This is a genomic window from Pseudomonas sp. NFX15, from assembly GCF_049132105.1.
Classification (GTDB): Bacteria; Pseudomonadota; Gammaproteobacteria; order Pseudomonadales; family Pseudomonadaceae; genus Aquipseudomonas.
In genome coordinates this window covers 115,428-140,417 of the sequence record NZ_JAFMPV010000004.1, presented here as the reverse complement: position 1 = coordinate 140,417, position 24,990 = coordinate 115,428, and the positions used below count along the sequence as shown (strand labels likewise).

Below are 24,990 nucleotides of genomic sequence, written 5' to 3'. Positions count from 1 at the left end.
TCGCTGGCAAGCCGGCTCCTACAGGGACGTGTAGGAGCTGGCTTGCCAGCGAATGGCAGCTACTCGGTTTTACGCCTGGTGGCTGATCCGGCCATCCACCAGCGTATAACGCACCACACCCGGCAGGCTGTGGCCAATGAACGGGCAGTTTTCGCCTTTCGACAGCCAGCTTTCACCTGCCACGGTCGAGCTCGCCGGGTCGAACAGCACGATGTCCGCCGCCCCGCCCACCGCCAGTTTGCCCGCCGGCAGGCGCAAAGCTTCGGCAGGTCCGGTGCCCAGGCGTGCGAGCAGCGTCGGCAAGTCGAGCAAGCCGTCTTCCACCAGCGTCAGTGCCAGCGGCAACAACAGTTCGACGCTGCTGATGCCCGGCTCGGTCGCGCCGAACGGTGCCAGCTTGGCGTCACGCTCGTGGGGTTGGTGATGGCTGGAAATGGCCGAGATTACCCCCGATTTAACTGCTGCACGCAGGCCATCGCGGTCGGCGGCTGTGCGCAGCGGCGGCTGGACGTGGTACAGGCTGCTAAAGCCGATCAGGGCTTCATCGGTCAGGATCAACTGGTACAGCGCCACATCCGCGGTCACCTTCAAGCCGCGGGCCTGAGCCTGAGCGATCAGTTCCACGCCGCGGGCGCTGGTCAGCTGGCTGAAGTGCGCACGCACGCCAGTCTGTTCGACCAGCAGCAGGTCCCGCGCCAGGGCCACGGTCTCGGCACTTTCCGGAATGCCCGGCAAGCCCAGGAAACTGGCGGTCGGGCCTTCGTGGGCCAGGCCACCCTCGGCCAGGTCGTAGTCCTGGGAGTTGAAAATCACCGTCAGGTCGAACGTCGCGGCGTAGTCCAGTGCCCGGCACAGCGTGCGGGTGTTGCGGAAACTCTCCAGGCCGTTGCCGAAGGCCACGCAACCGGCATCGCGCAGGGCCACGAGTTCGGCCAGCTGTTCGCCGTCCAGGCCTTTGCTCAGGGCGCCAATCGGGAACACCTTGGTGTTGCCGGCCTCACGAGCGCGGTCGAGGATCAGTTCGGCCACGGCCGAGGTGTCCAGCACCGGTTTGGTCTTCGGCGGGCAGCACAGGCTGGTGACGCCGCCGGCGGCTGCCGCGCGGGTCTCGCTGACAATCGAGCCTTTGCGACTGTAGCCCGGCTCGCGCAGGGCGACGTTGAGGTCAACCAGGCCCGGGGCGGCCACCAGGCCCTTGGCGTCGATCGTGTCGACGGCGACGAAACCGGCAGGCGCCGCGCCAAGGGCGACGACCTTGCAGGCTTCGATGTGGATATCGGTGACTTGATCCAGGCCGCTGGCCGGATCAATGACGCGGGCGCCGAGAATGCTGAGCTTCACTGGGCGTTCTCCTGCTCGAATTGGCGCTGGGCTGTCTGCCCGCTCATGGCCATGGACAGCACGGCCATACGAATGGCGATCCCGTAGGTCACCTGGTTGAGGATCACCGAGTGCGGGCCGTCGGCCACCGCCGACTCGATCTCCACACCGCGGTTGATCGGCCCCGGGTGCATGACGATGCAGTCCGGCTTGGCGCCGGCCAGGCGCGCGGTGGTCAGGCCGAACAGGCGGTAGAACTCGCCCTCGCTCGGCAGCAGGCCGCCGGTCATGCGTTCCCGTTGCAGGCGCAGCATGATCACCACGTCGACATCCTTCAGGCCTTCGGTCATGTCGGTATAGACCTTCACGCCGTATTGCTCGATGCCGATTGGCAACAGGGTTTTTGGCGCGATCACGCGGATGTCCGGGCAACCGAGGGTTTTCAGGGCCAGCATGTTCGAGCGCGCCACCCGCGAGTGCAGGATGTCACCGACGATGGCCACCGAGAGGTTTTCGAAACCGCCCTTGTGCCGGCGGATGGTCAGCATGTCGAGCATGCCCTGGGTCGGGTGCGCGTGCCGGCCGTCGCCGCCGTTGATGATCGCCACCTGCGGGCAGACATGCTCGGCGATGAAATGCGCGGCACCGGAATCGCCGTGGCGCACCACGAACATGTCGGCGGCCATGGCTTCCAGGTTGCGCAGGGTATCGAGCAGGGTTTCGCCCTTGCTCGCCGACGACGTCGACACGTTGAGGGTGATCACGTCCGCCGACAGGCGCTGGGCTGCCAGTTCGAAGGTAGTGCGGGTGCGAGTCGAGTTCTCGAAGAACACGTTGCAGACGGTCTTGCCGCGCAGCAACGGGACCTTCTTCACGGCCCGGGCACCGACTTCGAGGAAGGAGTCGGCGGTGTCGAGGATTTCCGTCAGCAACTCGCGGCGCAAGCCGTCGAGCGAGAGGAAGTGGCGCAGCTGGCCCTGGTCATTGAGCTGCAGCGGGCGCTTGGTGTCTAGAGGCGTCATCGCAATGGGGACTCTCAATAGGGCGGATTAAAAGGCGAGGTCTTGCAGTTCGAGCGCCAGCTCCGGGCCGGACAGCTTCACCCGTTCGTGGGCTGCCAGCGACAGGGTCGCGCCGACCACGTTCGGCCGGATCGGCAGCTCGCCGGCGTCCAGGTCCAGCAGGCACACCAGCGTCACGCTGGCCGGGCGGCCGTAGTCGAACAGTTCGTTCAGGGCGGCGCGGATGGTACGGCCGCTCATCAGTACGTCGTCGATCAGCACCAGGTGCTGACCTTCGATCTCGAACGGCAAGGCCGAAGGACGAACCTGCGGGTGCAGGCCGTTCTGGCTGAAATCGTCGCGGTAGAAGGACACGTCGAGGGTGCCCAAGGGCTCATCGCTGCCCAGTGCCTTGAGCAGCGCCTGGGCCACCCAGACACCGCCAGTGCGAATGCCGATGAAACGCGGGTCAGTGATGCCACGGTGTTCCAGATGGGCCTTGAGGCGCGTGGCCATCTGGCTGATCAGTTCGGCGGGATTGGGCAGGCTCATGGTTGCTCCTTCTTGGGCCCGAGCCGGGTCGTGGTGCAGGTGGCTCGGGTTGTAGCGATAGAGAGACGCATCGCGGCTCTTCAGGATTCGAACAGTGCGCCGTTCTCGTCGAGCCAGCCTTGCAGCAGCAGGGCGGCGGCGATGGCATCGACCGGGTTGTCGCGGTAACTGCCTTTCTGGCCGCCACGGGCCAGGCGTTCGCCCTTGGCCTCGTAGGTGGTCAGGCGTTCATCGTGGGTGTAGAAGGGCAGGTTGAAGCGGCCGTTCAGGCGCCGGGCGAATTTTTCCGCGCGGGCGCACATGTCGCTGGGCGTGCCGTCCATGTTCAGCGGCAGGCCCACCACCACGGCATCGGGCTTCCACTCTCTGATCAAGGCTTCGACCTGATCCCAGTCGGGAATGCCGTTCTGCGCCTTCAGGGTGCACAGCTCGCGGGCCTGGCCGGTAATCACCTGGCCGACCGCTACGCCGATCTGTTTGGTGCCGTAGTCGAAGCCGAGGATCAACCGCAGGGCCATCAGGCGTGCCCCGCCTGGCTAGTCAACAGGCTGAGGTTGACGCCCAGGTGTTTGGCCGCCGCTTCCAGGCGCAGTTCGCTGCGGGTGTTGAACAGGATGTCGGCGTCGAACGGGCAGGTCAGCCAGGCGTTGTCGGCCAGTTCGGCCTCCAGTTGCCCGGCTTCCCACCCGGCATAACCGAGGGCAATCAGGCTTTTCGCCGGGCCGACGCCATCAGCGATGGCAAACAGGACGTCCTGGGAGGTCGACAACGACAAGTCGCCTTCCAGATCAACGGTCGCCTGGAAACTCAGCCCTTTGGGATGCAGGACGAAGCCGCGGTCGGTTTGTACCGGGCCGCCGATGAAGATCGGCACATGCTGGCACAGCGCTGGCGGTTCGATCTCCGGGCGTAATTGCTCAAGGATATCGGCCAGGCTCAGCTCTTGCGGGCGGTTGACCACCAGCCCCATGGCCCCATTGGCCGTGTGCTCGACGATGTAGGTCAAGGTGTGCGCAAAGTTCGGGTCGGCCATGTGTGGCATGGCGATCAGGAATTGATGCTTGAGGTAGCTGGGGCTGACGTTTTTCATGTGCGCTAGTGTGGCGTTCGAGGGGCGAACTGACAAGCTGGGGAAGCGATGTTTGCTTGAGTTTGATCACCTGTAGGAGCTGGCTTGCCAGCGAAGGCGTCCCTGAGATTGCCTTCGCTGGCAAGCCAGCTCCTACAGGGGGCAAGTGCGGTCAATTGCTTTGGAGGCGGTCGCCGCGGGCGAATTTCCAGGTGCGGATGATTTCCAGGCGGTCGACGTCCGACAAGTCGCCGGTAAACGGTGCAAACGGCGCCGCCAGGCGCACGATACGTTGCGCAGCCTGATCCAGCAGCGGCTGGCCGGAAGATTCCAGCACCAGCACTTCATACAATGAGCCGTCGCTATTGATCGACACCATCAAGCGCAAATTGCCGTAAATCTGCTTGCGCCGGGCTTCATCGGGGTAGTTGAGGTTGCCGATACGCTCGACCTTCTTGCGCCATTCATCCTTGTACCAGGCACCCTTGTCGCGCATGGTCGAGGCCGCACTCAGGCGGTGGATGCGCGGGCGCTTGGCGTAGAGCTGTTGTTCGGTGGCCAGTTCCGCTTCGAGGCTGGCGATGTCGCTGGACAGTTGTTCACTGTCGAACGTCGGCGCCTGCACCTGAGGCTTGACCGTGGCCTTGGGTTCTTCGGTCTTGGCCGGGGCTTTTTTCGGTTTCGGCGCCACGGTGGTCACGGCGGCTTTCGGCGGGGCTTCCTGAACTTCAGGCTTGGCGGCCGGCGGTGGCGTGACTTTCTGCACCTTGTTGTCCTGGAACGGCGCGACCTCGGTGGTCTTGGGAACGGCCTTTTTATCCAGGGTGCCGCTGCCTTGCTGGTTCTCCTGGGCGAGGAAATCGGCCTTCTCGGGCTTCTTTTCGCTTTTGAAGGTGGCGAGGGTGATTTCCAGGGTCTTGCTGATCTGCTTGGGCTCGACCACCGCAAAACCGACACCCAACAGCAGCGCCAAATGGATCAGCGCCGCCAGGAACAGGGTAAAACCGAGACGATCGGCCGGGCGCACGCGACGGTGGGCGAGTTCGGCAGGCAGATCGGACGGGAGTGTCATGGCAAGGCAACCAACATCGCGTTTTTACAGGCCGCGCATGATAACGCAATGTTGGTTTGGCAAATCAACGTGCCTTGAGCTTCTGATCGATGGCATCCATGAGCAGGCCGCCGATATCAGTGCCAAAGGCGTTGTCAATTTCGCGAATGCAGGTCGGGCTGGTGACGTTGATCTCGGTCAGGTGCTCGCCGATCACGTCCAGGCCAACAAATAGCAGGCCTTTTTCGCGCAGGGTCGGGCCGACTTGCGCGGCGATCCAGCGGTCCTTGTCGGTCAGCGGGCGGGCTTCGCCACGGCCACCGGCAGCGAGGTTGCCACGGGTTTCGCCCGCCGCGGGAATTCGCGCCAGGCAGTAATCCACAGGCTCGCCGTCGATCATCAGGATGCGCTTGTCGCCATCGACGATGGCCGGCAGGTAACCCTGGATCATGATTTGCTGCTGACCATGCAGGGTCAGGGTTTCGAGAATCACTGACAGGTTCGGGTGCCCGGCGGTGTGGCGGAAGATCGAAGAACCGCCCATGCCGTCCAGGGGCTTGAGGATCACATCGCCATGATGGTCGGCGAATTCGCGCAGCACGTCAGGGCGACGGCTGACAATGGTCGGCGGTGTGCACTGCGGGAACAGCGTGGCGAACAGCTTTTCGTTGCAGTCGCGCAGGCTCTGCGGCTTGTTGACCACCAGCACGCCGGCGCGCTCGGCCTGTTCCAGCAGGTAGGTGGAATAGACGAATTCCATGTCGAACGGCGGATCCTTGCGCATCAGGATCACGTCCAGGTCGCTCAGCAGCGCGTCGCTTTCGGCGCCCAGTTCGAACCATTTTTCCGGGTTGGCGAACACCTGCAACGGACGCATCCGCGCCCGCGCCTGGCCTTCAGCCTGGTACAGGTCGCGCTGCTCCATATAGAACAGCTCCCAGCCGCGTTTCTGTGCGGCCAGCAGCATGGCCAGCGAGCTATCCTTTTTATAGGAAATGCTGGCGATAGGGTCCATGACAATCCCGACGCGAACGCTCATTGGGTTTTCCTCGAAAATGGGGGGCCGAATGTCGATTTACTGTAGGAGCGAGCAGGCTCGCTCCCACAAAAAACGATCAGGCCAAAGGGCCGTATAAAAGTGGCGTCAGAGTGGCGCTGAGTGTGTTCCCGGTCAAGGAAAAACCATCGTCCCGGTCGGCCGATAGATTGGTTCTGGAGACTGTGCTAAAAAGGCTGCCAAGTGGTACTGGCCCTTGAACATCAAGGGTTTCGAGCTGCCGTTTGGCGGCAAACGGACAAATTGTTTCGCAAAGGCGACGGTAGAGCATTTTATGGATCAGCACCCCAGCGCCTTGAAGGTCATGGTGATCGACGATTCGAAGACAATTCGGCGCACCGCCGAAACGTTGTTGAAAAGCGTCGGGTGCGAGGTCATTACCGCCATCGACGGCTTCGATGCCCTGGCCAAGATTGTCGACAACCACCCCGGCATCATCTTCGTCGACATCATGATGCCGCGCCTCGACGGCTACCAGACCTGCGCCCTGATCAAGAGCAACAGTGCGTTCAAGTCGACGCCGGTGATTATGCTGTCCTCCAAGGATGGCCTGTTCGACAAAGCCAAGGGGCGCATCGTCGGCTCCGACCAGTTCTTGACCAAGCCTTTCAGCAAGGAAGAATTGCTGGATGCGATCCAGGCCCATGTGCCTGGTTTCGCCGCCGTATTGCCGCAGTAGGACACGCACAGTGACGCTCGGCCATCGGGCCCGGCGTCGACAAGAATGGGGAAGACCATGGCTCGTATTCTGATCGTCGATGATTCGCCGACCGAAATGTACAAACTGACCGGCATGCTGGAAAAGCACGGTCATGAAGTGTTGAAAGCCGAAAACGGCGCCGACGGTGTAGCCCTGGCCCGCCAGGAAAAACCCGACGCGGTCCTGATGGACATCGTCATGCCCGGCCTCAATGGCTTCCAGGCCACCCGCCAGCTGACCAAGGACCCGGAAACCGGGCACATCCCGGTGATCATCATCACCACCAAGGATCAGGAAACCGACAAGGTCTGGGGCACGCGCCAGGGCGCCAAGGATTACCTGACCAAGCCGGTCGATGAAGAGACACTGATCAAGACCCTCAACAACGTGCTGGCCGGTTGATCGTCAGGTCATGAACGAGTCGCTGACGGCGTTTGAGCTGCTGCTGCACATCGACCAGCGCTGTCGCTTGCTGGCGGCGGACTTGCCGTCGCAACCGGTGCGGCACGACAGCTGGAGCGGCATCGGCTTTCGCTTGGGCGAGCACTGGTATGTGGCGCCCATGAGCGAAGTCAGCGAAGTCTTGCACGAGCCGCGGTTTACCCAGCTGCCGGGGGTCAAGCCCTGGGTCAAGGGCGTCGCCAACCTGCGCGGGCGCTTGTTGCCGGTGATGGACCTGTGCGGCTTCTTCGGGCACGAGCTCTCGCCGGTACGCCGCCAGCGGCGGGTGTTGGTGGTCGAGCATGAAGAGGTATTTGCCGGGTTGCTGGTCGATGAAGTCTTCGGCCTCCAGCACTTTGCACAGGACAGCCTCGAGCCCGTGGCGGTAGACCTGTTGCACGGGCCGGTGGCGGCGTTCGTCACCGGCCAGTTCCAGCGCGAGCAGTGCTGGCAGGTGTTCAGCCCGTTTGCGTTGGCGCAGTCCCAGGGGTTCATGAACGTCGCTGTGTAACCGCGGACCCTTGTAGGAGCGAGCCTGCTCGCGATAGCGGTGGGTCAGGCGATATTGATGTCGACTGATACGGCCTCATCGCGAGCAGGCTCGCTCCTACAGGGTTTTCAGGCAGACTGAACAGGGTGTTGGTTAACAGGCGAGGACCGATGATAAAAGCAAAAACAGGCAAGCCAATGGAAGGGTCGCGCAGCCGGTCGCAGATCATCGTGCTGTTCATCGCGCTGATTGTCTTCATCATGCTGCTGTTTGCCAACTTCGCGTACCTCAACACCCAGGCGACCTACGACAAACAGTACATCGGCCACGCGGGCGAATTGCGCGTGCTGTCCCAGCGCATTGCCAAGAACGCCACCGAAGCCGCTGCCGGCAAGGCCGCCGCGTTCAAGTTGCTCAGCGATGCGCGCAACGACTTTGCCTTGCGCTGGGGCTACCTGAAAAAAGGTGACCCGGCCACCGGCCTGCCACCGGCGCCCGCCACCGTGCGCCCGGAAATGCACGCTGTGCAGCAGGACTGGGAACGCCTGCTGAAAAACACCGACGCGATTCTCTCCAGCGAGCAAACCGTGCTGTCGCTCCATCAGGTGGCCGCGACCCTGGCCGAAACCGTACCGCAGTTGCAAGTCGAGTACGAAAAAGTCGTCGAGATCCTTCTGCAACGCGGCGCTCCGGCGGCCCAGGTGGCGATGGCCCAGCGTCAATCGCTGCTGGCCGAGCGGATCCTCGGCGCGGTCAACACGGTATTGGCCGGCGACGAAAATTCGCAGCAGGCCGCCGATGCCTTCGGACGTGACGCCACGCAGTTCGGCAAGGTGCTCAACGGCATGCTCCAGGGCGACGCGGCGCTCAAGGTCAGCCAGGTCGAAGACCACGACGCTCGGGCGCGTCTCGCGGAAATTTCCGAACTGTTCGAGTTCGTGTCGGGCTCGGTGGACGAGATCCTCGAAACCTCGCCGGAGCTGTTCAAGGTCCGCGAGTCGGCCTCGAACATCTTCAACCTGTCGCAAACCCTGCTCGACGAAGCCTCGCACCTGGCCAACGGTTTCGAGAACCTGGTCGGCAGTCGTTCCACCGACACCATTGGCGGTTATGTGCTGGGCTTGCTGGCGCTGGCCTCGATCATCCTGATCGGCATGGTGATGGTGCGCGAAACCAATCGCCAGTTACGCGAAACCGCCGAGAAAAACGAACGCAACCAGAACGCGATCATGCGCCTGCTCGACGAAATCGAGGACCTGGCCGACGGCGACCTGACCGTGACTGCCTCGGTGACCGAAGACTTCACCGGCACCATCGCCGACTCGATCAACTACTCCGTCGACCAACTGCGCGACCTGGTCGCGACCATCAACCTCACCGCCGGCCAGGTCGCCGCTGCCGTGCAGGAAACCCAGGCCACGGCCATGCACCTGGCCCAGGCCTCCGAGCATCAGGCCCAGCAGATTTGCGAAGCGTCCACGGCGATCAACGACATGGCCGAATCCATCGACCAGGTCTCGGCCAACGCGGCAGAATCGTCGGCGGTGGCCGAGCGTTCGGTGGAAATCGCCAACAAGGGTAACGAGGTGGTGCACAACACCATCCACGGTATGGACAACATTCGCGAGCAGATCCAGGACACCGCCAAGCGCATCAAGCGTTTGGGTGAGTCGTCCCAGGAAATCGGCGACATCGTCAGCCTGATCGATGACATCGCCGACCAGACCAACATCCTCGCCCTCAATGCTGCGATCCAGGCGTCCATGGCCGGTGATGCCGGTCGCGGTTTCGCCGTAGTCGCCGATGAAGTGCAGCGCCTGGCCGAGCGTTCTTCCGCCGCCACCCGACAGATCGAAACCCTGGTGCGGGCGATCCAGACCGACACCAACGAAGCGGTCATCTCCATGGAGCAGACGACCACCGAAGTGGTGCGCGGCGCCCGCCTGGCGCAGGATGCCGGTGTGGCCCTGGAAGAAATCGAGGGTGTCTCCAAGACCCTCGCGGCGCTGATCCAGAGCATTTCCAATGCAGCGCAGCAACAGACCTCGTCGGCGGGGCAGATTTCCCTGACGATGAACGTGATCCAGCAGATCACCTCGCAGACGTCGTCGGGTTCCACCGCCACCGCCGAGAGCATCGGTAACCTGGCGAAAATGGCCAGTCAGTTGCGGCGCTCGGTGTCCGGTTTCACCTTGCCGGCCGCCAAGGCACAGGTTGTGGACAAGGCTTGAACCGCCCACAGGTGTATGAATGGTAACTGGAGTGGTTATGGGTGATCGGCACGACTACGTGGCCCTCGAATGGGTCAAGGGCGAAATTGCCGAAACGCTGAAACAGGCGCATCACGCCATTGAAAACCTGCTCGATGACCCGCAGGCAACGCAGGCGCTGGACGTGTGCCTGTCGTGCATCCATCAGGTCCACGGCAGTTTGCAGATGGTCGAGTTCTACGGCGCGGCGTTGCTCGCCGAGGAGATGGAACAGCTGGTCCTGGCCTTGCAAGACAACCGTGTCAGCCATCGCGACGAAGCGTTGCACCTGTTGCTGCAGGCCCTCGGGCAGTTGCCGATCTACCTCGACCGGGTGCAAGGCGCGCGCCGTGATTTGCCGTTGGTGGTGTTGCCGCTGATCAATGACCTGCGCAGTGCCCGTGGCGAAAGCCTGCTCTCGGAAACCAGCCTGTTCAGCCCTCAGCTACCCGTGTTGCCAGCGCTGGACGACGCCACCCTGGCGCAACTGGAACCACCCGAACTGCCGAATGTGCTGCGCAAGTTGCGGCAAATGCTGCAAATGGCGCTGGTCGGGTTCCTGCGTGAACAGGACAGCGACACTAACCTCGATTACCTGGCCAAGGTCTTCGCCCGCCTCGAAGCCCTGTGTGGCGACGCGCCCTTGAGCCCGTTGTGGCAAGTGGCCTCGGCGCTGGTCGAAGGCATGCAGGGCGGCGCGATTGCCAACAGCCCGGCGCTGCGCAGTCTGTTCAAGGACGCCGACAAGGAACTCAAGCGCCTGCTCGAACAGGGCATGCCCGGCATCAATCAACCGGCACCGCCGGAGCTGCTCAAGAGTTTGCTGTTCTACATGGCCAAGGCCGAACATCCCACGGGGCAGATGCTGACCATGAAAGACCGCTACTCACTGGACGACGCGTTGCCCGACAGCGCGATGGTCGATGAAGAACGTGCGCGGCTGGCCGGCCCTGACCGTGACGCGATGCGTTCGGTACTGGCGGCGCTGTGCGAAGAACTGGTGCGGGTCAAGGAACGCCTGGACCTGTTCGTGCGCAGCGATCGCCAACACACCTCCGACCTCGACAGCCTGCTGGCGCCGCTGCGGCAAATCGCCGACACCCTGGCAGTGCTGGGTTTTGGTCAGCCGCGCAAGGTGATCATCGACCAACTGGCGGTGGTGCTCAGCCTCGCCCAGGGCCAGCGCGAACCCAACGACGCGATCCTGATGGATGTCGCCGGCGCCCTGCTGTACGTCGAAGCGACGCTGGCCGGGATGGTCGGCACCGTCGAGCCGGAAAGCCAGGAAGACAGCCGCCTGCCGACCACCGACCTGACGCAGATCCATCAGATCGTGATCAAGGAAACGCGCATCTGCTTGCAGCAGGCCAAGGACATGATCGTCGACTACATCGACGCCGACTGGGACCGCCAGCACTTGCAGGCACTCCCGGCCTTGCTGACCCAGGTGCGCGGTGCACTGGCGATGATTCCGCTGGGCCGGGCGGCGAGCCTGGTCGAGACCTGCAACCATTTCATCCGCGAGCACCTGTTGCTCGAACCCGGTCAACCGGGCTGGCAGGAACTCGACAACCTGGCCGACGCGATCACCAGCATCGAGTATTACCTTGAACGCCTGAGCGACGACCCCGAGGCCCCGGGCGAAAACCTGCTCGACGTCGCGGAAAAAAGCCTCGCGGCCCTGGGTTTTTTCCCCAGCGAACAACACGTCCCGGTGCTGGAGGACGTGCTGAGCCCGAACGAAGCGCAGGTCATGCAGTTGATGCAGGAACTGGATGATCCGCAGATCGTCCAGACCTTGGCCGATGTGTTGGCCAGCCCGGTTTCGGCCCTGAACCCGCCAGCGCTGAACACCCCCGGTAGCCTGTTGCCGCCGCCCACTGGCGAAGAGCCGGTGGATGAAGAACTGCGCGAAGTGTTCCTTGAGGAGACCGACGAAGTCCTGGAAATCCTGCGCGAGTATTTGCCGCGCTGGTCGATCAACCCCGACAACCAATCGGCCCTGAGTGAACTGCGTCGCGCCTTCCACACGCTCAAGGGCAGTGGCCGCATGGTGCGCGCCCTGGTGCTGGGCGAGCTGGCCTGGGCCGTGGAGAACTTGCTCAACCGCGTCCTGGAAAACAGCGTGGAACCGGGCGCCACGGTGCAGCAACTGATCGGCGACGTGCTGCACCTGTTGCCCGAACTGGTGGCGGAATACGCCGCCAATGCCCAGCGTCAGCGTAACGATGTCGACCTGTTGGCCGCCCGCGCCCATGCTTTGGCCAAGGGCGATGAGCCGGTGTCGGATGAGGACACGCGGGATGTCTCGGCCCTCGACCCGCTGTTGCTGGAGATCTTCCGCAAAGAGGCGCAAACCCATTTGGGCAGTCTCAATCGTTTTCTCGATCAGGCCGCTGAACATGTACCGTTGCAGGCCAGCGACGAGTTGCAGCGTGCCCTGCATACGCTCAAGGGCAGTGCCTCCATGGCCGGCGTGTTGCCGATTGCCGAACTGGCGGCGCCACTGGATCAGCTGGCCCGGGAATACAAGGCGCACCTGATCGCACTGGATCTGGACGAAGTCGAATTGCTGCTGGAGGCCGAGGGGTTGTTCCGTCTCGGCTTGCGCCAGCTCAAGCGCGATCCGCTGGCCGAGATTCCCGGCGCGCTGGCTTTGATCGAACGCGCCAAGGCGCTGCTGGCCGAACGCCTGGAACATCTGCTGAGCACCCCGAATACCGGGCTGCGCATCAAGCGCGACCCGCAACTGATCAACAACTTCCTCGCCCAGGGCATGGACATCCTGCTGGACGCCGAAAGCCTGTTGCAGCGTTGGCAGCAGCATCCTGGCGAACGCCAGGAACTCAGTGCGCTGCTGGACGAATTGACCACCCTCGGCGAAGGCGCACACCTGGCCGACCTGCACCCGGTGGATGAACTGTGCGAGGCGTTGCTCGATCTTTATGGTGCCGTGGAGGAAAGCAGCCTGGCGGTCAGCGAGCGGTTTTTCCACGAGGCGCAGGGCGCCCACGAAGCACTGATCAACATGCTCGACGAACTGGCCGCCGGCCAGGAAGTCAGCCCGCAACCGCAACGGATCAGGGCCTTGCGCGAACTGCTCGATGAGGGCCTCGACCCGTCGGCCATGGGCCTGATCCGCAGCGATGGCAGCCGCACCCTGAGCATCCACGAGCTGGGCGCCGCCACCGTCGAACTAGCGCACACGCTACCCCCTGTAGGAGCGAGCCCGCTCGCGATGGACGCTAACGATGACGCGTTGTCATTGGATAAACGCGGCGCCGGTGAGCCCATCGCTGGCAAGCCAGCTCCTACAGAGAGTCGTGTCGTCGGCGTGGACGATGAGATCGTCGCGATCTTCCTCGAAGAGGCGGTGGATATCCTCGAAAGCGCCGGCCAGGCCTTGCAGCGCTGGATGCGCGATTCGGACAACGCCGCACCGCTGTCGTCGCTGCAACGGGATTTGCACACCCTCAAGGGCGGTGCGCGGATGGCCGAAGTGGGGCCGGTCGGCGACCTGGCCCATGAACTGGAAATCCTTTACCAGGGCCTGGTGGACCGTCGCTACGCGTTCAGTGAACCACTGGCGTTGCTGCTGCAACAAAGCCATGAGCGGCTGGCGTTGTACCTCGAACAATTGCAACGCAAGCAGCCACTGGACGATGCCAATGAGCTGATCGAGGCGATTCGTGCGTACCGCCAAGGTCATGCGGGCATCGCCGAGGCTGTCCAACCAGGCACCGACAATGGCTCGGCGGGGCATGATCCGGAATTGCTCGAGATCTTCCTCGAGGAGGGCTTCGACATCATCGAAAGCTCCGGCGCCGCGCTGGAGCGCTGGCAGGCGCAGCCGTCGAATCGCCAGGAAGTGGAAACCCTCCTGCGTGACCTGCACACCCTCAAGGGCGGGGCGCGCATGGTGGAAATCGCCGCGATTGGCGATCTGGCCCATGAACTGGAATTCCTCTACGAAGGCCTGTCCGCCGGCGTGTTGCAACCGACACCGCCGTTGTTCGAATTGTTGCAACGCAGCCACGACCGGCTGGCGCAGATGCTCGACGCGGCCCGCGCCGGCGAGCCGATGCCACCGGCCGACCGTTTGATCGATGCGATCAAGAACTTCAGCCACCCGGGCGTACCTGAGGCGCCCGCGCCGGTCGCCGCACCGCCCACGATCAAGGCCGAACCGTTGGCGCCGGCGCCCGAGGCCGGCGCCGACATGGTCAAGGTCTCGGCGGAGTTGCTTGACGACCTGGTCAACCTGGCGGGCGAAACCTCGATTTTCCGTGGCCGTATCGAACAACAGGTCAACGATGCGCACACGGCCCTGAGCGAGATGGAAACCACCATCGAGCGGATGCGCGACCAGTTGCGTCGCCTCGACACCGAAACCCAGGGGCGGATTCTCAGCCGGCAGCAAGTCGATGCCGAACGCCTCGGCTACGAGGAATTCGACCCGCTGGAAATGGATCGCCATTCACAGTTGCAGCAACTGTCCCGGGCCTTGTTCGAATCGGCTTCCGACTTGCTCGACCTCAAGGAAACCCTCGACCGGCGCAACCTCGATGCGCAAAACCTGCTGCAGCAGCAGGGCCGCATCAACACCGAGTTGCAAGAAGGCCTGATGCGCACGCGCATGGTGCCGTTCGAACGCATGCTCCCGCGTTTGCAGCGCATCGTTCGCCAGGTGTCCAGCGAGCTGGGCAAGGACGTGGATTTCATCGTCGACAACGCCGAAGGCGAGATGGATCGCAACGTTCTCGAACGCATGGCCGCGCCGCTCGAACACATGCTGCGCAACGCCGTCGACCATGGTCTGGAGTCGGTTGAGGCGCGACTGGCAGCGGGAAAACCGGCCAAGGGCAAGATCACCCTCGACCTGCTGCGCGAGGGCGGCGACATTATTTTCGACATCCGCGATGACGGCGCCGGTGTGCCGCTGGAGGCGGTGCGGCGCAAGGCGATCAAGCGTGGTTTGCTCGCCGCGGACAGCATCATCAGCGATCACGACGTGTTGCAGTTCATCTTGCAACCGGGCTTTTCCACCGCCGAGAAAGTCACCCAGATTTCCGGGCGCGGCGTCGGCATGGACGTGGTGCATGAAGAGGTGCGGCAACTGGGCGGCACCATGAGCATCGACTCGGTGCCGGGGCAGGGCGTGCACTTTCGCATCCGCTTGCCGTTTACCGTGTCGGTCAACCGGGCGCTGATGGTGCATTGCGGTGAAGACCAATACGCGATCCCGCTCAATACCATCGACGGCATCGTCCGCGTGCTGCCCAACGAGCTGGAAGGGCATTACCGTCTCGATCCGCCGACGTACGAATACGCCGGGCAATGTTACGAGTTGTGCTATCTGGGTGAGCTGCTGAAAACCAGTCCACGTCCGAAACTGTTGGGCCAGAGCCTGCCGTTGCCGGTGTTGCTGGTGCAATGCAACGAGCGGCACATCGCGGTGCAAGTGGATGCGATGGCCGGCACCCGCGAGATCGTGGTCAAGAGCCTCGGGCCTCAATTCGCGGCGGTGCAGGGGGTGTCCGGGGCGACGATTCTCGGCGATGGCCGGGTGGTGCTGATTGTCGATTTGCTGGCGCCGATCCGTGCCATGCAGGCCCGTGTGCCGCAGCGTCCGGCGGGGCAAGAGGTCGAGGCCGAGCCGCAGCGCCCGCTGCTGGTGATGGTAGTCGACGACTCGGTCACCGTGCGCAAGGTCACCAGCCGTTTGCTCGAACGCCACGGCATGAACGTGCTGACCGCCAAAGACGGGGTCGATGCCATGCTGCTGCTCGAAGAGCACGTACCCGACCTGATGCTGCTGGACATCGAGATGCCGCGCATGGACGGCTTCGAAGTCGCGACCCAGGTGCGCAACGATGAACGCCTGCAACACCTGCCGATCATCATGATCACCTCGCGCACCGGGCAGAAACACCGCGACCGCGCCATGGCCATCGGCGTCAACGACTACCTCGGCAAGCCGTACCAGGAATCGGTGCTGCTCGAAAGCATCGCCTTGTGGAGCAAGATCCATGCTTGAACACCGCACCAGCAACCTCACTGGCCTGCTGTTGCCGTTGGCCGACCGCAACCTGATCCTGCCCAACGTCGCCGTGGCCGAGTTGATCGATTACCAGCCACCGGGGACCTTCGACCTCGACACGCCACCGTGGTACCTGGGCCTGGTGACATGGCGCGACCGGCAGATTCCGCTGCTGAGTTTCGAATCGGCCTGCGGGCAGAAAATCGTCATCGGCGAGCGTGCGCGGATCGTCATCCTCAATGCCCTGGGCGGGCGTCCCGAACTGAAATTCATCGCCGTACTGGTGCAGGGGATTCCGCGGTCCTGCAAGCTCGACAGTCAATTGAGCTATGTCGACGTGCCGTTGTGTGCGCTGGAGCAGGCGGCGGTGCAAGTGGGGGAACAGGTGGCCAAGGTGCCGGATTTGTTGGCGTTGGAGGCGTTGTTGGTGGATGCCGGATTGGTCGATTGATCCCTGCTTTTGTGTTGAGGGTGCTGGCCTCTTCGCTGGCAAGCCAGCTCCTACAGTGGGCCTGCGGTGGACACAAAACCCTGTAGGAGCTGGCTTGCCAGCGAAGGCGTCAGCCCGGGCAACCATTACCCTAAGCGTAACGATCCACCTCTCTGGTTGATTGATGCCCCCACTCAACCCTCCTAAGGTGACCCCCACGACAGCGAACCCGTGGAGTGGTCATGACAACAACAATATCCCCCGACTCGCGATGGACGCGGCGGCGCAGCGAAAAGCAACGGCGTCTCGAGCTGGTGCGGGGCCTGGCCGACGGAGTGGTGCTGCCCACCGACAACATTGTCGCGGCGCTTGAAGCGTTGATCCTGCCCGGCGACCGCGTGGTGCTCGAAGGCAACAACCAGAAGCAGGCGGATTTCCTCTCGCGCTCCCTGGCCAAGGCTGACCCCGCGAAGCTGCATGACCTGCACATGATCATGCCCAGTGTCGGCCGCGCCGAGCACCTGGACCTGTTCGAACGCGGCATCGCCCGCAAGCTCGATTTTTCCTTTGCCGGCACCCAGAGCCTGCGCATCAGCCAGTTGCTCGAAGACGGCCTGCTGGAAATCGGCGCCATCCACACCTACATCGAACTCTACGCCCGGCTGGTGGTGGACCTGATTCCCAACGTCGTGCTCTCGGCCGGGTTCATGGCCGACCGCGCCGGCAATATCTACACAGGTCCCAGCACCGAAGACACTCCGGCGCTGATCGAACCCGCGGCGTTCAGCGACGGCATCGTCATCGTCCAGGTCAACCAGTTGGTCGACGACGTCAGCGATCTGCCACGCGTCGATATTCCCGCCTCCTGGGTCGACTTCGTGGTGGTGGCCGACAAGCCGTTCTACATCGAACCGCTGTTCACCCGTGACCCACGGCACATCAAGCCGGTGCACGTGTTGATGGCGATGATGGCGATCCGTGGCATCTACGAAAAACACAACGTGCAGTCGCTCAACCACGGTATCGGTTTCAACACCGCCGCCATCGAATTGATCCTGCCGACCTACGGCGAATCCCTCGGCCTCAAAGGCAAGATCTGCCGCAACTGGACCCTCAACCCGCACCCGACGCTGATCCCGGCGATTGAAAGCGGCTGGGTCGAAAGCGTGCATTGCTTCGGCACCGAATTGGGCATGGAGAACTACATTGCGGCGCGCCCGGACGTGTTCTTCACCGGGCGCGATGGCTCCCTGCGTTCCAATCGAATGTTCAGCCAACTGGCCGGTCAATACGCCGTGGACCTGTTCATCGGCGCGACGCTGCAGGTCGATGGCGACGGTCATTCTTCCACCGTGACCCGTGGGCGCCTGGCCGGTTTCGGCGGCGCACCGAACATGGGCCACGACCCGCGCGGTCGTCGCCACGGCACGCCGGCCTGGCTCGACATGCGCAATACTGACGTCGCCGAGCCGATGCTCGAACGCGGCAAGAAACTGGTGGTGCAGATGGTCGAGACCTTCCAGGAGGGCGGCAAACCGACCTTCGTCGAAACCCTCGATGCGGTGGAGGTGGCGAAGAAAAGCGGCATGCCGCTGGCGCCGATCATGGTCTACGGCGACGACGTGACCCACCTGTTGACCGAAGAAGGCATCGCCTACCTGTACAAGGCCCGCTCGCTGCAAGAACGCCAGGCGATGATCGCCGCCGTCGCCGGGGTGACTGCCATCGGCCTGCGCCACAACCCGAAAGACACCGCACGTATGCGCCGCGAAGGCCTGATCGCCTTGCCCGAAGACCTCGGCATCCGCCGCACTGACGCCACCCGGGAACTGCTCGCGGCGAAAAGCGTGGCCGACCTGGTGGAATGGTCCGGTGGCCTCTACAACCCGCCCGCCAAGTTCAGGAGCTGGTAATGCACGCACTCAACCTGCAACCAAAAACCCTGAGCCTGGCCGAGCGGCTGGCGGACCTGGCGGTGGACGCGCTGATCGACGAGGCTGACTTGTCGCCGAAACCGGCGCTGGTCGACCGTCGTGGCAATGGCGCCCACACCGATTTGCACCTGGGGCTGATGCACGCTTCGGCACTGAGCTTGTGGCCGGCGTTCAAGGAAATGGTGGAAGCCGCCACTGAGTTCGGCGAAGTCGGCTTGCCGTTGCGCGAGGCGCTGGGGCGGATCGGCCGCGAAGGCGAGCAGTCAATGCTCGACACCACGGCCGGCGTGAACACCCATCGCGGGGCGATCTGGGCCTTGGGCTTGCTGGTCACCGCCGCTGCGTTGGAACCGAAAGCCTGCGACGCCAACAGCGTGACGTTGCGTGCAGCACGGTTGGCCTTGCTCGACGACTGTTTTGCACCGCGCCCGCTCAGCCACGGCGCGCAAGTCGCCCAGCGCTACGGCGCTCGCGGTGCCCGTGAAGAAGCGCAGTTCGGTTTCCCGGCGGTCACCCAGCGCGGGTTGCCGCAACTGCTGCGCAGCCGTGCTGCCGGCCATGGCGAGCAGAACGCCCGGCTCGATGCCTTGCTGGCGATCATGACCGGGCTGGCCGACACCTGCGTGTTGTACCGCGCCGGTGAGCATGGCCTGCACGCCATGCAATCCGGCGCCCGCGCGGTGCTCGACGCGGGCGGCAGTGCCAGCCTCGCGGGCCGTCGCCGCCTGCATGAACTGGATCAACAACTCATCGCTTTGAATGCCTCGCCCGGTGGTGCCGCCGACTTGCTCGCCGCCACCCTGTTGCTCGACCGTATCGAGCGCGACGGCATCCTTCAGGGAGCCTTTTGATGGAAACCTTATCGTTTGAATTCCCCGCCGGGCAGCCGCCACGCGGACGCACCCTGGTCGGCTGTGTCGGCTCAGGCGACCTGGAAGTGCTGATCGAGCCAGGTAAGGCCGGCAAGCTGACGATCAACGTGCAGACCTCGGTCAACGGCAGTGAACAGCGCTGGCAGCATCTGTTCGCACGCATGTTCGACGGGCAAACACCCCCGGCCATGGCCATCGACATCCACGATTTCGGCGCCACCCCCGGCGTGGTGCGCCTGCGCCTGGAACAAGGCTTCGAGGAGATCGGCCATGACTGATAGCGCAGCCTTGCTCAACAAACACAGCTTCGTCGAACTCGGTGCCCGGCAGCGGGCCAAGGCCTTGCTCGACGCCGGCACCTTTCGCGAGTTGCTCGACCCGTTTCAACGAATCATGTCACCGTGGCTCTCGCGTCAGGGCGTGGTGCCGCAAGCCGACGACGGCGTGGTGATCGCCAAGGGCAGCCTCGATGGGTTGCCGGTGGTGATCGCGGCCATCGAAGGCGCATTCCAGGGTGGCAGCCTTGGTGAAGTCGGCGGGGCAAAGATTGCCGGTGCACTGGAACTGGCCGCCGAGGACAACCGCAACGGCATCCCGACCCGCGCCATGCTGCTGCTGGAAACCGGTGGCGTGCGCCTGCAGGAAGCCAACCTCGGCCTGGCGGCGATTGCCGACATCCACGCCGCGATTGTCGATTTGCAGCAGTACCAACCCGTGGTCGGTGTGGTGGCGGGCAGCGTCGGTTGCTTTGGCGGCATGTCGATTGCCGCCGGCTTGTGCAGCTATCTGTTGGTGACCCAGGAAGCGCGCCTCGGCCTGAACGGCCCGCAGGTGATCGAACAGGAGGCCGGGCTTGAGGAATACGACTCCCGCGACCGGCCCTTCATCTGGAGCCTGACCGGTGGCGAGCAGCGTTTCGCCAGTGGCCTGGTGGATCGCTATGTTGCCGACGACGTGGCGCAGATTCGCCAGCAAGTCGGCGAATTGTTCGGGCAAGGTTTGCCGGCACAACCGCGCAGCCGTCAGGTCGATGTGTTCCTGCAACGCTTGGCCCGGCTGAACGCCGAACCGCAAATCGAGCCGTCGGTGGTTCGCGACCTGTATCAAGGAGAACGACCATGAGTGCCTATTCCCTGCGCGGCTTGCACTGGTTCAACGCCTTGAGTGCCGGGGCGAAAACGGTCGGAGGTTTGCCCGCATCGCTGAAGGTCGCCGATGGCGTGCTGGGCGACCAGCCGGTGCGTTTCATTGCAGTGGTGGCCGATCCGGACAACCGCTTTGTCCGTGCCCGCAATGGCGAGGTCGGCCTGCTCGAAGGCTGGGGCCTGGCGAAAGCGGTGGATGAGGTGATCGCTGCCGATGCCGACAACGCGCACAAGCGCGCGTTGATCGCCATTGTCGACGTGCCGAGCCAGGCTTACGGCCGGCGCGAAGAAGCCCTCGGCATTCATCAGGCGCTGGCCGCGGCGGCGGACAGTTATGCTCGTGCTCGCCTGGCCGGTCATGCGGTGATCGGTTTACTGGTGGGCAAGGCGATGTCCGGGGCGTTTCTGGCCCACGGTTATCAGTCCAACCGCTTGATCGCCCTGCGCGATCCGGGGGTGATGGTGCACGCCATGGGCAAGGCCTCGGCGGCGCGGGTGACCTTGCGCAGCGTCGAAGAACTCGAAGCCCTGGCGGCCAGCGTGCCGCCGATGGCCTATGACATCGACAGCTATGCCAGCCTTGGCTTGCTCTGGGAAACCTTGTCGGTGGAGCAGATCGAGCAGCCAACAGCAGCGGACCAGGCGCGGGTGACCGAGTGCCTGGCTCAGGCGATCGCCGATGTCGGCGCCGGTGCTCGTGATCTGAGCGGCCGCCTCGGTGCCGGCAATCGTGCGGCGTCGAGCCAGGTTCGCCAATTGCTGAGAGCGCAGTGGTGAATAGGCTGCTGGCCCACGACCTGCTGTGGGGCATGACCGCGCAGCAGCTGCCGGCGGATGCGCCTGCCTGGGCGGTCGAGTCGCTCGACGCCGGGCAGCCGGTGGTGGTACGGCGCGCGGTGTCGGCGCCGGATCGGATCGCCGTCGGTGTGCGGGGTCGTTTGCGTGAGCAACGCTTCGCGACCTCGATGGCGATCGCAGCGATTTCCCGCCGCGTCGCGCCGGAAGAACTCTGCCATGTCGACAGCGCCCGCGATCTGCCGGCACTGGCTGCCTTGGCTCAATTGCGCCCCGTCCTCGATGCGGGTGGCTGGACCTGGGGGGTCAGCGGCAGCGCCGGGTTTGAACTGGCCAGCGGCTTTGCCGCGCTGCATGAGGGCAGCGACCTGGACCTGATTCTGCGCACGCCACAGCTTCTGGCGCGTGAGCAGGCGCGAGAACTGGTGGCGATGCTCGATGCGGCGCCTTGCGCGGTGGACATGCAATTGCAGACACCGCTGGGCGCGGTTGCCTTGCGCGAGTGGGCGGGCAGTTCGCATCGCGTGTTGCTGAAAAATGCCGTCGAAGCTTGCCTGGTGACGGATCCGTGGGACCCGCGGGAGCAAGCAGCGTGAGCAGCTTGCTGGTGTTTCCGGGACAAGGCGCGCAGCAGCCGGGCATGCTCCAGCGCTCGCCTGGGGAAACGCTGGACGAGGCGAGCGATTTGCTCGGTGAAGCGGTGAGGTTGCTTGATTCTGCCGAGGCATTGCAGTCGACGAGGGCCGTTCAACTGTGCCTGTTGATTGCCGGTGTCGCCGCTGCACGCCAGTTGGTGATGGCCCCGGACTACGTGGCCGGCTTGTCGATTGGTGCCTACCCGGCAGCGGTGGTGGCTGGCGCCCTGAGCTTCAGCGATGCGTTGCATCTGGTCAGCTTGCGCGGTGAGTTGATGCAACAGGCTTATCCACAGGGCTACGGCATGACGGCAATCATCGGCCTGGACCTGGTCACGGTGGAGTCTTTGTTGGCGCAGGTGCATTGCGCAGAAATGCCGGTTTATCTGGCCAACATCAACGCCGATAACCAAGTGGTGATTGCCGGTAGCGATGTGGCGATGCAAGCGGTGGCCGAGTTGGCAAAAGCGTGCGGGGCCGGGTTGGCGAAACGTCTGGCGGTCAGCGTGCCTTCGCACTGTCCGTTGCTGGAGGCACCTGCACACGCTCTCGCCGACGCTTTCGCCAACGTAGCGATACAGACACCGAAGATCGGCTACCTGAGTGGCAGCCGCGCACGTCCGCTGCTCAAACCAGAAGCCTTGCGCGACGACCTGGCTTTCAACATGTGCCGCGTCGTCGATTGGCGAGGCACGGTTCAAAGCGCCTATGAGCGCGGCGTACGGCTACAAATCGAACTGCCGCCCGGTGCGGTGCTGACCGGGCTGGCGCGCCGGGTGTTCGAGCAGGGCACCGTGATGGCTTTCGACGGCGCTCGGATCGATACCTTGCAGGCGCTGATGCGTGAGGAGGGCAGCCGCCACTCTTAAATCACCGACTCAGGCTTCGAACAACAAAAACAACATTCGAAATGCACTATGAGGACTACAACAATGATTATCTACGGTGTGGCGTTTCTCGCCTTTTGTACCCTGGTGGGCATTTTCATCGGCGAGCTGCTCGGCAAGTTGATTGGCGTGCCGGCCAACGTCGGTGGTGTCGGGATTGCGATGCTGCTGTTGATCGGCCTCGGCAGCTACCTGAATAAAAACGGTTGGTTCAAGGGCAAGACCGAGCAGGGCGTGGAGTTCTGGAGCGCGGTCTATATCCCGATTGTGGTGGCCATGGCCGCACAGCAGAACGTGTATGGCGCCCTCAAGGGTGGGCCAATGGCGATCCTGGCGGGGACAGCGGCGGTGGTGATCGCGTTTGCCCTGGTACCGGTGCTGGTGCGTATCGGTAACAAAGCGCCGGCGCCGATCAATCCTGCGAAGACACTGGGGTAATTGCCATGTACGAATCGATGATGAAGGCGATTACCGGTTACGGCCTGATCAGCGGCTTTCTGATTGTGGGCGTGACCATGTGGGTGTCCTACTGGATCTCCAATACATTCACCAAAGGTCGCCTGCACGGCTCGGCCATTGCCATTATTCTCGGGCTGCTGCTGTCCTATGTTGGCGGTGCGCTGACCGGTGGCCAGAAGGGCGTGGTGGATATTCCGTTGTTGTCCGGGATCGGATTGCTGGGTGGCGCCATGTTGCGGGACTTCGCCATTGTCGCGACGGCGTTTGGCGTGAGTATCGAGGAGCTCAAGCGTGCCGGGTTTGTCGGCGTGCTGGCACTGTTTGTCGGCGTGGGGACTTCGTTCGTTGCCGGCGTTGCCGTGGCCATGGCCTTCGGTTACACCGATGCCGTGAGCCTGACCACCATCGGTGCCGGCGCTGTCACCTACATCGTCGGCCCTGTGACCGGCGCCGCCATCGGTGCCAGCTCCGAGGTCATGGCACTGTCGATTGCGGCGGGGCTGATCAAGGCGATCCTGGTGATGGTCATGACGCCGTTCGTGGCACCGATGATCGGTTTGAACAACCCGCGCAGTGCGGTGATCTTCGGCGGTTTGATGGGCACTTCCAGTGGTGTTGCCGGCGGGCTGGCGGCGACCGATCCGAAACTGGTGCCTTATGGTTGCCTCACCGCAGCGTTCTATACCGCGCTGGGCTGCCTGCTCGGTCCATCGGTGTTGTTTTTGATCATGCGTGGGTTGTTGGGGTAGGGCGTTGGTTTCGGGTTGACTGTACCGACGTCTTCGCCGGCAAGCCGGCTCCTACAAGGACAGCGTAGGAGCTGGCTTGCCAGCGAAGGGTGCCACAAGGTTTCAAACCTGCCGATTGGCATACATCCGGCACTCCGCCAACAACGCCAGCAAATTCGGATCGCGCTCCTTGGCCTTGAGGAACACCACGCCAATGTGCTGCTGCAAACGGTACTTTTCCTGCAACGGGATCAGTTTCACCCGGTTCTCGTACACCGCCGCAATCCGCCCGGGCAGTAACGCATAACCCACGCCCGAGCTGACCATGCTCAGCAGGGTGAAAATGTCGTTGACCTGCATCGCCACCTTCGGCTCGAACCCGGCCTGCTCGAACACGCGCTTGCCATCCTGGTGGGTGGCGAAGCCCTGGGTCAGGGTGATGAAGGTCTCGTCACGGACCTCGGCCAGGTCGACTTCGCGGCGCTGGGCGAACGTCGAGTCGGCGGGCGTGGCGAGGAAGATGTCGTCGGAGAACAGCGCAATGTGCTCGCAGTCCGGGTCGCTGACGCTGTCGTCCAGCGACACCAGGATGGCGTCGACTTCCATGTTTTTCAGCTTGTAGAGCAAGTCGATATTGGAGCCCAGGATCAGGTCGATGTTGAGTTCGCTGCGGCGGATCTTCAAACCCATGATCAATTGCGGCACGGTCTTCACAGTCAGCGAATACAGCGAGCCCAGCTTGAAGCGCTCGGCGGAGAACCCGGCGGCCTCGCGAGTCAGGCGCACGCTTTCGACCACGTCCTGCACCAGCTTCTGCGCCCGTTCTTCGAGCACGAATGCACTTTCCAGCGGCGTCAGGTTGCGCCCTTCATGCTTGAACAGCGGGCAGCGCAGGGCGCTTTCCAGGGAATGGATGGCGCGGTGCACGCTGACGTTGCTGGTCTGCAACTCGGCGGCGGCCCGTGCCAGGTTGCCGGTGCGCATGAAGGCCAGGAACACCTCGAGTTTTTTCAGGGTCAACTCTTCATCGATCAGCATGGGGTGGGCTCTTATTCGAATGCCTCGATTGTGCCTAATTCCATAAGTCCACGCTGAACTCCATGACCCCTTCGCCGGCAAGCCGGCGCCTACAGGG

Annotated in this window: 23 protein-coding genes; 15 read left to right on the top strand and 8 right to left on the bottom strand. The window is 63.4% G+C overall.

Annotated elements, in window-relative coordinates; translation table 11 throughout:
* Positions 1 to 69: 69 nt before the first annotated feature.
* The 7 genes from J1D76_RS05975 to gshB all read right to left on the bottom strand — a co-directional run bounded on the left by J1D76_RS05975 (position 70) and on the right by gshB (position 6,032).
* A complete protein-coding gene (locus J1D76_RS05975; protein WP_421137478.1) occupies positions 70 to 1,341 on the bottom strand; it encodes a dihydroorotase in 1,272 nt (423 codons plus the stop codon).
* Entirely contained in the window at positions 1,338 to 2,342 is a 1,005-nt protein-coding gene (locus J1D76_RS05970) for an aspartate carbamoyltransferase catalytic subunit (RefSeq protein ID WP_007913665.1), read from the bottom strand. The genes J1D76_RS05975 and J1D76_RS05970 overlap by 4 nt, the downstream gene beginning before the upstream one ends.
* Before the next feature lie 27 nt (positions 2,343 to 2,369).
* On the bottom strand, positions 2,370 to 2,873 hold the full coding sequence (gene pyrR / locus J1D76_RS05965) for a bifunctional pyr operon transcriptional regulator/uracil phosphoribosyltransferase PyrR (protein WP_421137477.1): 504 nt from the start codon (positions 2,871 to 2,873) through the stop codon (positions 2,370 to 2,372).
* 80 nt (positions 2,874 to 2,953) lie between these two features.
* Positions 2,954 to 3,391: a Holliday junction resolvase RuvX gene (ruvX, locus tag J1D76_RS05960; RefSeq protein WP_421137476.1), complete on the bottom strand. Its 438-nt coding sequence runs from the start codon at positions 3,389 to 3,391 to the stop codon at positions 2,954 to 2,956.
* Positions 3,391 to 3,963, bottom strand: a complete 573-nt coding sequence (locus tag J1D76_RS05955) for a YqgE/AlgH family protein (protein WP_421137475.1) — start codon at positions 3,961 to 3,963, stop codon at positions 3,391 to 3,393. The genes ruvX and J1D76_RS05955 overlap by 1 nt, the downstream gene beginning before the upstream one ends.
* Before the next feature lie 151 nt (positions 3,964 to 4,114).
* Positions 4,115 to 5,014, bottom strand: coding sequence for an energy transducer TonB (locus tag J1D76_RS05950; protein WP_421137474.1), 900 nt, complete (start codon positions 5,012 to 5,014; stop codon positions 4,115 to 4,117).
* Between the two features lie 64 nt (positions 5,015 to 5,078).
* Entirely contained in the window at positions 5,079 to 6,032 is a 954-nt protein-coding gene (gshB, locus tag J1D76_RS05945) for a glutathione synthase (RefSeq protein WP_421137473.1), read from the bottom strand.
* A gap of 292 nt (positions 6,033 to 6,324) precedes the next feature.
* On the opposite strand from gshB, the gene pilG reads away from it, so the two are divergent.
* The 15 genes from pilG to madM all read left to right on the top strand — a co-directional run bounded on the left by pilG (position 6,325) and on the right by madM (position 23,876).
* Positions 6,325 to 6,729, top strand: coding sequence for a twitching motility response regulator PilG (pilG, locus tag J1D76_RS05940; protein ID WP_421137472.1), 405 nt, complete (start codon positions 6,325 to 6,327; stop codon positions 6,727 to 6,729).
* 57 nt (positions 6,730 to 6,786) lie between these two features.
* Positions 6,787 to 7,152: a twitching motility response regulator PilH gene (pilH, locus tag J1D76_RS05935; protein WP_008068134.1), complete on the top strand. Its 366-nt coding sequence runs from the start codon at positions 6,787 to 6,789 to the stop codon at positions 7,150 to 7,152.
* A 10-nt stretch (positions 7,153 to 7,162) separates the two neighbouring features.
* Positions 7,163 to 7,702 carry a chemotaxis protein CheW gene (locus J1D76_RS05930; RefSeq protein WP_421137471.1) on the top strand — a complete coding sequence of 180 codons (540 nt, stop codon included), beginning with the start codon at positions 7,163 to 7,165 and terminating at the stop codon, positions 7,700 to 7,702.
* 149 nt (positions 7,703 to 7,851) lie between these two features.
* Positions 7,852 to 9,912 (top strand): methyl-accepting chemotaxis protein, encoded by a 2,061-nt coding sequence (locus J1D76_RS05925; protein ID WP_421137470.1) that lies wholly within the window; start codon positions 7,852 to 7,854, stop codon positions 9,910 to 9,912.
* Positions 9,913 to 9,949: 37 nt separating this feature from the next.
* Positions 9,950 to 15,967 (top strand): Hpt domain-containing protein, encoded by a 6,018-nt coding sequence (locus tag J1D76_RS05920; protein WP_421137469.1) that lies wholly within the window; start codon positions 9,950 to 9,952, stop codon positions 15,965 to 15,967.
* A complete protein-coding gene (locus tag J1D76_RS05915) occupies positions 15,960 to 16,421 on the top strand; it encodes a chemotaxis protein CheW (protein WP_421137468.1) in 462 nt (153 codons plus the stop codon). Before J1D76_RS05920 ends, J1D76_RS05915 begins: the two co-directional genes overlap by 8 nt.
* A gap of 221 nt (positions 16,422 to 16,642) precedes the next feature.
* Entirely contained in the window at positions 16,643 to 18,313 is a 1,671-nt protein-coding gene (mdcA, locus tag J1D76_RS05910; protein WP_421137467.1) for a malonate decarboxylase subunit alpha, read from the top strand.
* The gene (locus J1D76_RS05905; protein ID WP_421137466.1) at positions 18,313 to 19,185 is read left to right on the top strand and encodes a triphosphoribosyl-dephospho-CoA synthase; all 873 of its coding nucleotides are present in this window, start codon (positions 18,313 to 18,315) and stop codon (positions 19,183 to 19,185) included. The genes mdcA and J1D76_RS05905 overlap by 1 nt, the downstream gene beginning before the upstream one ends.
* Complete coding sequence (locus J1D76_RS05900; protein ID WP_421137465.1) at positions 19,185 to 19,484, top strand: malonate decarboxylase subunit delta; 300 nt, start codon at positions 19,185 to 19,187, stop codon at positions 19,482 to 19,484. Before J1D76_RS05905 ends, J1D76_RS05900 begins: the two co-directional genes overlap by 1 nt.
* Positions 19,477 to 20,328, top strand: a complete 852-nt coding sequence (locus J1D76_RS05895) for a biotin-independent malonate decarboxylase subunit beta (protein ID WP_421137464.1) — start codon at positions 19,477 to 19,479, stop codon at positions 20,326 to 20,328. The genes J1D76_RS05900 and J1D76_RS05895 overlap by 8 nt, the downstream gene beginning before the upstream one ends.
* Positions 20,325 to 21,128 carry a biotin-independent malonate decarboxylase subunit gamma gene (mdcE, locus tag J1D76_RS05890; RefSeq protein ID WP_421137463.1) on the top strand — a complete coding sequence of 268 codons (804 nt, stop codon included), beginning with the start codon at positions 20,325 to 20,327 and terminating at the stop codon, positions 21,126 to 21,128. The genes J1D76_RS05895 and mdcE overlap by 4 nt, the downstream gene beginning before the upstream one ends.
* A complete protein-coding gene (locus tag J1D76_RS05885) occupies positions 21,122 to 21,742 on the top strand; it encodes a malonate decarboxylase holo-ACP synthase (RefSeq protein ID WP_421137462.1) in 621 nt (206 codons plus the stop codon). Before mdcE ends, J1D76_RS05885 begins: the two co-directional genes overlap by 7 nt.
* On the top strand, positions 21,739 to 22,650 hold the full coding sequence (mdcH, locus tag J1D76_RS05880; RefSeq protein ID WP_421137461.1) for a malonate decarboxylase subunit epsilon: 912 nt from the start codon (positions 21,739 to 21,741) through the stop codon (positions 22,648 to 22,650). Before J1D76_RS05885 ends, mdcH begins: the two co-directional genes overlap by 4 nt.
* A 63-nt stretch (positions 22,651 to 22,713) precedes the next feature.
* Positions 22,714 to 23,106: a malonate transporter subunit MadL gene (gene madL, locus J1D76_RS05875; protein ID WP_421137460.1), complete on the top strand. Its 393-nt coding sequence runs from the start codon at positions 22,714 to 22,716 to the stop codon at positions 23,104 to 23,106.
* 5 nt (positions 23,107 to 23,111) lie between these two features.
* Complete coding sequence (madM, locus tag J1D76_RS05870) at positions 23,112 to 23,876, top strand: malonate transporter subunit MadM (protein ID WP_421137459.1); 765 nt, start codon at positions 23,112 to 23,114, stop codon at positions 23,874 to 23,876.
* 102 nt (positions 23,877 to 23,978) lie between these two features.
* Here the strand turns inward: madM and J1D76_RS05865 are convergent, their stop codons facing one another.
* Positions 23,979 to 24,893 (bottom strand): LysR substrate-binding domain-containing protein, encoded by a 915-nt coding sequence (locus J1D76_RS05865; RefSeq protein WP_421137458.1) that lies wholly within the window; start codon positions 24,891 to 24,893, stop codon positions 23,979 to 23,981.
* Between the last annotated feature and the right edge of the window lie 97 nt (positions 24,894 to 24,990).